Annotated in this window: 5 protein-coding genes; all 5 read left to right on the plus strand. The window is 43.0% G+C overall.

Annotated elements, in window-relative coordinates; genetic code table 11:
* Positions 1 to 110 precede the first annotated feature (110 nt).
* The 5 genes from Q0590_RS07205 to Q0590_RS07225 all read left to right on the plus strand — a co-directional run bounded on the left by Q0590_RS07205 (position 111) and on the right by Q0590_RS07225 (position 10156).
* Positions 111 to 2522: an ABC transporter permease gene (locus Q0590_RS07205; protein WP_302036835.1), complete on the plus strand. Its 2412-nt coding sequence runs from the start codon at positions 111 to 113 to the stop codon at positions 2520 to 2522.
* A gap of 124 nt (positions 2523 to 2646) precedes the next feature.
* Complete coding sequence (locus tag Q0590_RS07210) at positions 2647 to 3318, plus strand: ABC transporter ATP-binding protein (RefSeq protein WP_302036836.1); 672 nt, start codon at positions 2647 to 2649, stop codon at positions 3316 to 3318.
* 84 nt (positions 3319 to 3402) lie between these two features.
* Positions 3403 to 4383, plus strand: coding sequence for a prolyl oligopeptidase family serine peptidase (locus Q0590_RS07215; protein WP_302036837.1), 981 nt, complete (start codon positions 3403 to 3405; stop codon positions 4381 to 4383).
* Between the two features lie 739 nt (positions 4384 to 5122).
* Positions 5123 to 8383: a SusC/RagA family TonB-linked outer membrane protein gene (locus Q0590_RS07220; protein WP_378410331.1), complete on the plus strand. Its 3261-nt coding sequence runs from the start codon at positions 5123 to 5125 to the stop codon at positions 8381 to 8383.
* 42 nt (positions 8384 to 8425) lie between these two features.
* On the plus strand, positions 8426 to 10156 hold the full coding sequence (locus Q0590_RS07225) for a RagB/SusD family nutrient uptake outer membrane protein (RefSeq protein WP_302036838.1): 1731 nt from the start codon (positions 8426 to 8428) through the stop codon (positions 10154 to 10156).
* Positions 10157 to 10424: the final 268 nt, after the last annotated feature.

A 10424-nucleotide genomic window follows, 5' to 3' on the forward strand; every position in this document is an offset into this window, starting at 1 on the left:
GTTATTTTGCGGCAGTATTATTATACATCTCTTTTAATTTATTGATAATTAACAAATTAGCAAAAAGGCTAATTTGTTGCAGAGACCCTTCTATCGTTTAACCTCCTGGTATGTATAAAAATTATCTGAAAGTTGCCCTTCGCAACCTGCTCCGGCATAAGGTATATACCTTTATTAATATTACCGGCTTATCGGTTGGCATTGCTTTTTGTCTGCTGATTCTGCTGTTTGTAAAAGACGAATGGAGCTATGATACATTCCATCCACAGGCCGACCGCATTCACCGGCTGGCGGTAAAAGAAATAACATCAGACAACCAGGAATACTTTGGCACCAGTACGGCTTTTGTACTGGCACCGGTATTAAAGCAAAGTTTGCCCGAAATAGAAAGCACCGTCCGGGTAGCCACTCACCGGAACCTAATCCGGAGAGGAGAAGCCGTGTTTTCTGAAAACATTCATGTAGTAGATACTACGTTCTTTCAGGTATTTAATTTCCCGCTGGTAAAAGGAAACACAGCTACGGCGTTAAAAAACCCAGGTACCATTGTGTTAACTGAAGAAACAGCCAAGCGGATTTTTGGCGAAGAAGATCCTCTGGGAAAACCCATTACTGTTCAACTACGGGAAACACCGTATGCTTTTACAGTAAGTGCCGTAGCCAAAAATACACCCTCTAACTCCAGTATCCGTTTCGATTACCTGATTTCGTTCGAAAATGCCAAAAACATCTGGGGAGAACGGGCTTTTACTTCTTTCTATCAGGTATATGGTGAAAACTATGTAAAGCTTACCGCTTCAGGAAATATTAATCAAATACAACAAAAGCTTCCGGCCATATTGAAACAACACCTGGGCGAAGATCATACCGGACAGTACCTGGTGCTTTTCCAGCCTATAACGGATATACACCTGAACACGGACTTTCCCGAAGGACTGGAACCCATTAGTGACCCTGCTTATTCATATATTTTAGGTACAGTGGCTCTTTTTGTTTTACTTATTGCCAGTATCAACTTTATTACCTTATCCCTGGGCAGGTCCATAGACAGGGCACGTGAAGTAGGTGTGCGTAAAGTAGTGGGAGCGGTGCGTCAGCAACTGATTTTGCAATTCTGGGGCGAAGCGGTGCTGGTAAGCTTATTAGCCTTAGTGTTAGGTCTTGCGCTGACGACGCTGGCTTTACCTGTATTCAATGAACTGGCCGGCAAAAAATTATCGTATTCACTTTTCAGCACTATTACGTTAACCTCTCTATTGCTGGCGTTTGTAGTGGGTTTGCTGGCAGGTATTTATCCGGCTCTTTTCCTATCCAACTTTAATCCGGTAGCTGTACTGAAAGGCCGTTTGCAGGTAGGGGATGCCAACTTGTACAGGCGTTTCCTCATTGGATTTCAGTTTATGCTATCCATTGGCTTAATTATCTGTACCTTAGTTATGTCGCAGCAGTTACGTTTCCTGCAAAACAAAAATCTTGGATTTGATAAAGAACAGGTCATTATTATTCCTACTGGTGTGGGTGATAATGAGGCTCTCCGCATATTCGACCGGATGAAAAACAATCTGCAAAACCACCCAGCTATTGCAGAGATCAGCCATTCGGTATTTGCAATCGGGGAAGGCTGGATGGAAGCCGACTACCGCGACAATACTAAAACGGTGCGGCCATTTATGATGAACATAGTAGATGTCGATTTCCTGAAAACCATGAAAGCTCACCTGGTTGCCGGACGGGACTTCTCCCGGGAAATAACTTCGGATATTAGCCAGGGGATTATTGTAAACGAAGCATTAGTTAAGGAATACGGATGGAAAGACCCATTGGGGCAAAGACTGCCAGGACCCAACTTTCCGGCACACCAGATTATTGGAGTTGTGGCAGATTTTAATTATGAATCGTTACACACACCCGTAAAACCGCTGGTGCTGGCGTTAAGCGATTCTTTGCTGAGAGGTGCCGATAATGTAATGATCCAGGCCTCGTCGCGCCGTAAAATTATGGTACGGGTAAAGCCCGGAAACCTACAAACCACTGTCTCACTACTGGAGCAGACCTGGAAAAAAGATGCGCCAAACCTGCCATTTAACTATTCATTTGTAGACGAAACCATTAACAACCAATATCAGCGTGAACTACGCTTAGGGCAAATGATGAACTACGCCACCAGCTTTGCTATATTTATATCTTGTATGGGCTTATTCAGTCTGGCTACCTTGGCTGTACAAAAGCGCCGCCGCGAGATAGGTGTACGCAAAATTATGGGGGCTTCGCTACAAAACATTGTACTCATGTTCTCAAAAGAATTTGCTCTGCTGGTGTTGTTTGCGTTTCTGGTAGCCACGCCAATAGCGTATTATGTCATGCAAAAATGGCTACAGGATTTTGAGTATCAGGTAGCCATCAGCCCCTGGATATTCCTACTGGCTGGCGTACTGTCGCTGGCAATTGCCCTGATTACAGTAAGCTATCAGGTAATAAAGGCTGCACTAGCCAACCCGGTAGATGCGCTACGAAGCGAGTAGCCATGAATAATGAATAGTGACAGATGATTACATTATTCATTATTCATTATTTATTTCTTTGTTTCCTGCATATTAACCTATATATTCATTATTCACTCGTCATCAATTATTATTTATTATATCCATGATCAAGCTCAAAAATATTTTCAAGTGGTACTCTTCGGGTTTTGTAAAGACCTTCGTCCTGCGCGACGTAAGCCTGGACATTGCCCAGGGAGAATTTGTATCCATTATGGGTCCTTCCGGCTCCGGCAAATCCAGTTTACTTAATATAATTGGCATGCTCGACGATCCTTCTGAAGGCGAATACTATTTTCTGGATCAGCCGGTGCATAAGATGAAGGAGAAACACCGTTCAGAGTTACATAAAAATCACATCGGTTTTGTATTTCAGAGCTACCACCTGATAGATGAACTCACGGTATATGAAAACCTGGAAACCCCCTTGCTGTATAAAAATATCAAGTCTGCCGAGCGGAAAGCTATTGTAGCCGATACCCTGGATAAATTTAATATAGTGGGTAAAAAAGATTTGTTTCCCAACCAACTGTCTGGCGGACAGCAGCAATTAGTAGGCATTGCCAGAGCTGTTATTACTACTCCTAAACTAATTCTAGCGGATGAACCCACCGGAAATCTGAATTCTGCCCAAGGAATAGAAATTATGGAGCTGTTCAAGAAACTGAATGAAGAAGGCGTAACGATTGTGCAGGTAACCCACTCAGAAAAAAATGCAGAATATGGCAGCCGCATTGTAAGCCTGCTGGACGGACGTGTAGAACAAGCCTATGCGTAATGGTACAAGGCCCATAAAAAACAGGTAAGCACAGGAAAACTGTGCTTTTTGTATTACATTGTGTTTTTACTAAACTTTCTATGTATGCGGCCTACCTATGTCTTGCGCTTACTGTTAGTTGTTGCTTGCCTTTATAGCCTTCAGTTACCCCTGCAGGCACAACAGGAAGCAAAAAAATTTGTAACAGAAACAGGGTATTTGCTCTTTTTGCCGGAAGGGTATAAAAAAGACGATGGAAAGAAGTGGCCTCTTATGTTGTTTCTGCACGGATCTGGCGAAAGAGGTACCGTACTTGATTCTGTAAAAAAACATGGGCCTCCTAAAATTGTGGAGACTCAGAAAGATTTTCCTTTTATTTTAATATCCCCTCAATGCCCACCTAATCAAGGGTGGCATCCCCCTTTATTAGATGCTTTGCTGGAAGAAGTAATTCAGGAGCATAATGTGGATACGGAACGTATGTATTTAACCGGATTGAGTATGGGCGGCTACGGGACCTGGGAATATGCCACTATGTACCCCAACCGTTTTGCAGCCATTGTGCCTATTTGCGGAGGCGGCGATCCGGCCAAGGTTTGGTCTATACGGAACTTGCCTATATGGGTATTTCATGGAGCCAAAGACCAAGCGGTACCTATCAAGCAATCGGAAGATATGGTAAATGCCCTGAAAAACGTAGGCAATAATGCCAAGTTTACGGTATATCCGGAGGCAGGCCACGACTCCTGGACAGTAACTTATAATAATCCCGAGCTCTACCAATGGCTGCTATCTCATAAGAAGAAGGAACGTTTAGCGGTTGAAGTAGACCCTAAAATATTCGACAAATACGTGGGCAAGTATGAATTTTCGCCTCAGTTTATATTTACAGTAACCAAAGAAAGGGACCATTTATATGGACAGGCTAGCGGGCAACCTAAAGTAGAACTGCTGCCGGAAACCGAAAAAGACTATTTTATTAAAGAAGCCGACATTCAATTCACCTTTGTTACCGACAATAAAGGCAAAGCCACCGAACTGATTCTATACCAGAATGGTGAGCGGCGGGCAAAAAGGCTAAAATAATACAGTACGTCACCAGAAACTTGTTTAAGCGCCTAGCCAGAATTATCCATGCCATATTGGCTGTATTGAACAAATCATGAAGCAAATACTACCTTTGTTTCATTCAGGTGCCTATACCCTATTCAATTTCCTAGAAGTTGGCAAGCCAGGAACAGCCTACTTCCTTTTCATCAAAGACTCTTTAAATTAAATTTACTCTAGCTAAAATCCAATTTATTACTTTTGATAGCTGCTTACTCCGACGAACATAGCTTTTCAGGATAAAAATTGCACTTTTATAATTATTTTTTTAGTTTTTGAAGCAATTGAATGTTTATTTTTAGTATATTTTACTCATAAATAATATTTTGTTAAGCCTTCTTGAATTGTTTAAAGTTTCTGAAAAGTTATTACCCAATATACTAATCATACTAAAACTACCTAAACAACCTTAATTTGTATGTTAAGCAGAGATACCCAGGCATATTCAAGAATGTCTTCCTTTCCTGATTTTTTTCTGATGTATGCTGGTGATAGCAGTATAAACGGGCAGGCAAGCAAATACAATCAATTTACAGCTCACTGTCCAAGTAATATAGTGTATGAATGAACTTCCCTCTTTCGGCTATAGGGTGAAGTTTGGAGTACCGTTTTCTTTTTACTAAGGTACTATAACCGGCATTTCATATATACCTTCAGTTTTACACGCATCCGCTAATCAACCCTCTTTGTTCTTACTCAATCTATTTTCTCATTCATTATGAAACCTAAAATTTACCATTTTAGCAAATTCTTTTTGCTGGGCATGCTTCTCCTATGGAGCCTGCAGACAATTGCCCAAAACAGAACCATCACGGGAAAAGTAACCGCCCAGGACGATGGCTCCGTCTTACCTGGGGTAAACGTATTGGTGAAAGGCTCCTCTTCCGGAACCATTACCGATGCCAATGGCGCCTTTAGTATTGGTGTTACAGAAGCTAATCCTACCTTGGTTTTTAGTTACATTGGCTACACCACCCAGGAAGTAGCCGTAGGCAGCCGTAGCTCTGTAGATGTACAATTAGCCGGCGATGTAAAAGCCCTGCAAGAAGTAGTCGTTACCGGGTACGGCTCACAGTCAAAGCGGGAAATTACCGGGGCGGTAGCAACCATTGATGCCAAGCAACTCTTAACTACTCCTTCCACCAACTTAGGCCAGGCACTGCAAGGAAAAGTAGCCGGCGTAACCATTGGCAATGAGAACAGTCCTGGAGGTGGGGTGATGGTACGTATCCGGGGTTTTGGTACAATTAACGATAACTCCCCACTTTATGTAATTGATGGGGTACCCACCAAAGGCAACTTAAATACATTGAACCTGAATGACATAGAATCTATGCAGATTTTAAAAGATGCATCTGCCGCGTCTATCTATGGTTCCAGGGCAGGTAATGGGGTAGTTATTATTACTACCAAAAAGGGGAAAGTTGGCAAACCCATGTTTACCTACGATATGTATTACGGTACCCAGCGGCCTGGCAAATTTCTGGATCTGTTAAATACGCAGGAATATGCCAATCTGGTATGGGAATCACGCAGGAATTCAGGTGCAGTCGGTGCAAATGGCAATCCGGTTCATGCCCAGTTTGGAAACGGAGAACAACCCAGAATACCAGATTATATTTTCCCTGCCGGAGCTATGGCAGACGATCCACGGGTGGCACAGGATGCTAATGGAAATTATATCAATTATGGCAACAACATAGATGCACCTGAATTTAACCGGACTAAATGGCTGATCACGAAAGCCAACAAAGAAGGTACCGACTGGTTCGACGAAATATTTGATCCGGCTCCGATTCAGAATCACCAGTTAGGGGTTTCCGGCGGAAATGAAAGCGGACGGTATGCCATGTCGTTGAATTATTTCGATCAGCAGGGGATTATGATCTACACCAACTTTAAGCGGTATTCCTTGCGTGCAAATACAGAGTTTAACATAAATAAACGTATACGGGTAGGGGAAAACTTTCAGGCTGCCCACAGCATACGGGTTGGCCAACCAAGTGGTAACAACAGTGAAAGTAACCCTGTTTCATTTGCTTACCGCATTCAGCCCATTGTGCCAGTATATGATGTATCGGGTGTAACGTTTGCCGGAACACGCGGCACTGACTTGGATAACTCACGCCAGCCGGTGGGAGACTTGTGGCGCAATAAAGAAAACCAGCAGAAAGAATTGCGTTTGTTTGGGAATGCCTATGCAGAGGTAGATATATTAGATAATTTAACAGCTAAAACCAGTTTTGGTATTGATTATAATATATTTAACTACCGCAACTATACTATCCGGGATATAGAATCGGCAGAGGCCAGGGGTTCGAATAGTCTGCAAACCACCAATAATTATGAGTGGAACTGGACCTGGTATAATACGTTGACCTATAAGTTGACTATTGCCGAAATTCACCGCCTGAATATGCTGATTGGTACAGAATCTATTAAAGATTACTATGAATTCTTTGATGCTTCCCGTACTAACTTTGCTGTAGATGACCTGGATAACCGCTACCTAAGTGGGGGAACTGGCGTACAAACCAATAATGGCGGCGGTTATAACTGGTCCTTAGCTTCAGAATTTGCCAAAGTAAATTATGTAATGGCAGATAAATATCTGTTGGAAGCTACTCTACGCCGCGACCGTTCTTCCCGTTTTTCACCTCAATATCAGGTAGCTTATTTCCCGGCTGTGAGTGCAGGCTGGGTTCTGTCTGAAGAGGGCTTTGCCAAAGGATGGAGTTCCTGGCTTAGCTCGGTAAAACTAAGAGCCGGCTGGGGACAGACAGGAAACCAGGAAATTGGTAACTACAACCCATTCACCATTTTTGCTACCAATCCCGCTACCTCCTTCTACGACTGGAATGGCACCCGTACCTCTGCTATTCCCGGGTATGAACTTATCCAGTTTGGCAATGCCAAAGCTAAGTGGGAGACTACTACGTCAACTAACCTTGGCTTAGATGCCAGTTTATTTAATAACCGCATAGATGTGGCTTTTGACTGGTATACCCGCCTAACTACCGATATGCTTTTTCCGGTGCAAGCTCCCGGAACCGCAGGTGTAGCCACAGCACCTTTTCAGAACATTGGTTCTATGCGGAACAGAGGAATAGATGCAGCAGTAAACTACAATGGACAAGCACTTAATAACCAATTGACTTTTAATGTTGGCCTGAACTTTAGTACCTACCGGAATGAAGTAATAAAAACAACCGGCGACCCCAGAACACAATATTTTGGCATTAACGACGAACGTATTCAAAATTTTGTAGTTACCCAGCAAGGTTATCCTATTTCCTCTTTCTTTGGCTACACCATTGAAGGCATTTTCCAGTCGGATGATGAGGCAGCGGCGGCTCCCAAAAATAACCTAGGTACTAACCAAAACAGAGCCGGCCGCTTCATTTTCAAAGATATGAATGGCGATAATGTAATTGATACCAAAGATTTGTCTATTATCGGCAATCCGCATCCAGATTTTACCTATGGTATAAATATCAATGTTAATTATAAAAATATTGGATTAACCATTTTCGGACAGGGTGTACAAGGCAATGAGATTTTTAATTATGTAAAATACTGGACAGACTTCCCCACCTTTGCCGGAAACAGAAGCAAACGGATGCTCTACGATTCCTGGCGGCCAGGCAAAACAGATGCTATTCTGCCACAGCTTACCTCCAGCGACCAGGTTAGCATTCTGCCTTCCACCTATTATTTGGAAAATGGATCGTATTTCCGGATGCGCAATATTCAGCTAACCTATACACTGCCTACTAATCTGTTATCCAGATTTGGTTTGGGAACTACCAGGGTGTATATACAAGGCCAGAACCTACTTACTTTCACTAAGTATTCCGGCATGGACCCTGAAATTAACCTGCGGAATTATACCTCTGGTAACGACCGTCAGATCGGCGTAGATGGCGGTTCTTATCCGGTATCCAGGCAGTACATTGCTGGAATTAACCTAAGTTTCTAACTACCATCTGTTTATACATAAGTCAACGTAAAATTTAACACGATGAAAAAGATTTTAATTATAACAAATGCTTTTTTACTGAGCGTATTCAGCTCCTGCTCAGATAAGTTTCTGGAAGTAACCCCAAAAGCGGCCTTGAGTAGCACTACTCTACAAAACAGCAAAGGTGTAACTGCTTTGTTAGTAGGTGCTTACTCGCTGTTAGATGGCTGGGCAACAGCCGAAGGAGCTTACCGTTCGTACCAGTCGTCAGCCGATAACTGGGTATATGGTAGTGTAGCTTCAGACGATGCCTATAAAGGGACAATTGCCGGTGATCAGCCACCTATTTCCCTGATAGAGCAAGGGAATATAGCATCGGATAACATCTATTTCCGGGGAAAGTGGCGTGCCATGTATGATGGCATTGCCCGTACGAATGATGTGTTACAGGTATTAGCCAAAACAACCGATATTACCGATACCGAACGCCAGCAGATTACGGCAGAGGCAAGATTTTTACGTGGACATTACCACTTTGAACTCAAAAAGATGTTCAATAATGTGCCTTACATTGATGAAACGATCTACGATCCCAATAATCTGGAAAGCACCAAAATACCCAATACTGCTGATATCTGGCCCCAAATTGAAGCAGATTTACAGGCAGCTTATGAGGTGCTTCCTACTAAGCAAGCCTCTCCCGGCCGGGCAACCAAATGGGCTGCAGGCGCTACTTTAGCAAAAGCCTATTTATTCCAGAAAAAATATACGGAGGCAAAAACCATTCTGGAAGCAATAGTGGCTAGCGGCCAGTACAGATTAGTAGACAGATTTCACGATAACTTCCGGGCAGTTACCAATAACAATGCCGAGTCTGTTTTTGAAATTGAATACTCTGTAAACGATGGTGCACCTGGTGGAGAAAACGGCAATATTGGCGCTACCTTAAACTATCCGTATGGGGGAGGTGGCGTTACTACCTGCTGCGGATTTTTTCAGCCCTCTCAAAATTTAGTGAATGCTTTTAAGACGAGTGACGAAGGTTTGCCTTTGCTAGATACATTTAATGCTACGGATGTTACCAGTGATCAGGGTCTGGAATCAACCAATCCTAATTTTACACCTTACCAAGGTAACCTGGACCCCCGCCTCGACTGGACGGTAGGCAGACGGGGAATACCTTTCCTGGATTGGGGAGTTCATCCGGGCAAAACCTATGTCCGCGACCAGGCCTATGGTGGGCCTTATTCGCCTAAAAAGCATGTAATGTACCGCTCCGATGTAGGTACAAACACATTTGCCGGCAACCCTCGCCTTAATGCCAATAATTACCGGATGATCCGCTATTCGCATGTGCTGCTGTGGCTAGCCGAAATAGAAGTTGAATTAGGTAATCTGGAAAATGCCAGAGGGTATGTAAACCAGATCCGCAGAAGAGCCGCCAACCCAGACGGCTTTGTAAAAAAAGCGGATGGCACGCCTGCTGCCACCTATGTAATTAATGAATATACGCAACCCTGGACAGATGCAGCCGTTGCCCGTAAAGCCGTTCAATTCGAGCAACGTCTGGAATTTGGTATGGAAGGGCACCGCAGATTTGACTTGATACGTTGGGGAATTGCCGCTGAAATATTAAATGCGTATTATGCTACGGAAGCAACCAAAAGATCCTATTTAAGCGGTGTACAATTTATCTCTGGGAAGCATGAGTATTTCCCTATTCCCCTGCAAGAAATACTAAATAGCACAGTAAACGGACAACCTACACTACAACAAAATCCCAATTATTAATTATAACAGCTTAAGCAACCAAATACAAACCAGAAGTGTAAAGCAAAAGCGGCGCAAGATACTTGTGCCGCTTTTGCTTCATTAAAATCCTCCATCATAAAATTATCTGTGCACCAGGAGTAAGTTGATTTTGCAGTAGCCTTTCTAATGCTTGTTTACGGAGCTTCCATCAATGACTTTTCATAGCAGATTACACTTTGCGGCAATAAAAATAAGTTGGTTTTTCAAGGAATAAGCCATGTAAACGTTTGCATAAATATAACTTAAC

It is taken from the genome of Rhodocytophaga aerolata (genome assembly GCF_030503435.1).
GTDB lineage: Bacteria > Bacteroidota > Bacteroidia > Cytophagales > 172606-1 > Rhodocytophaga > Rhodocytophaga aerolata.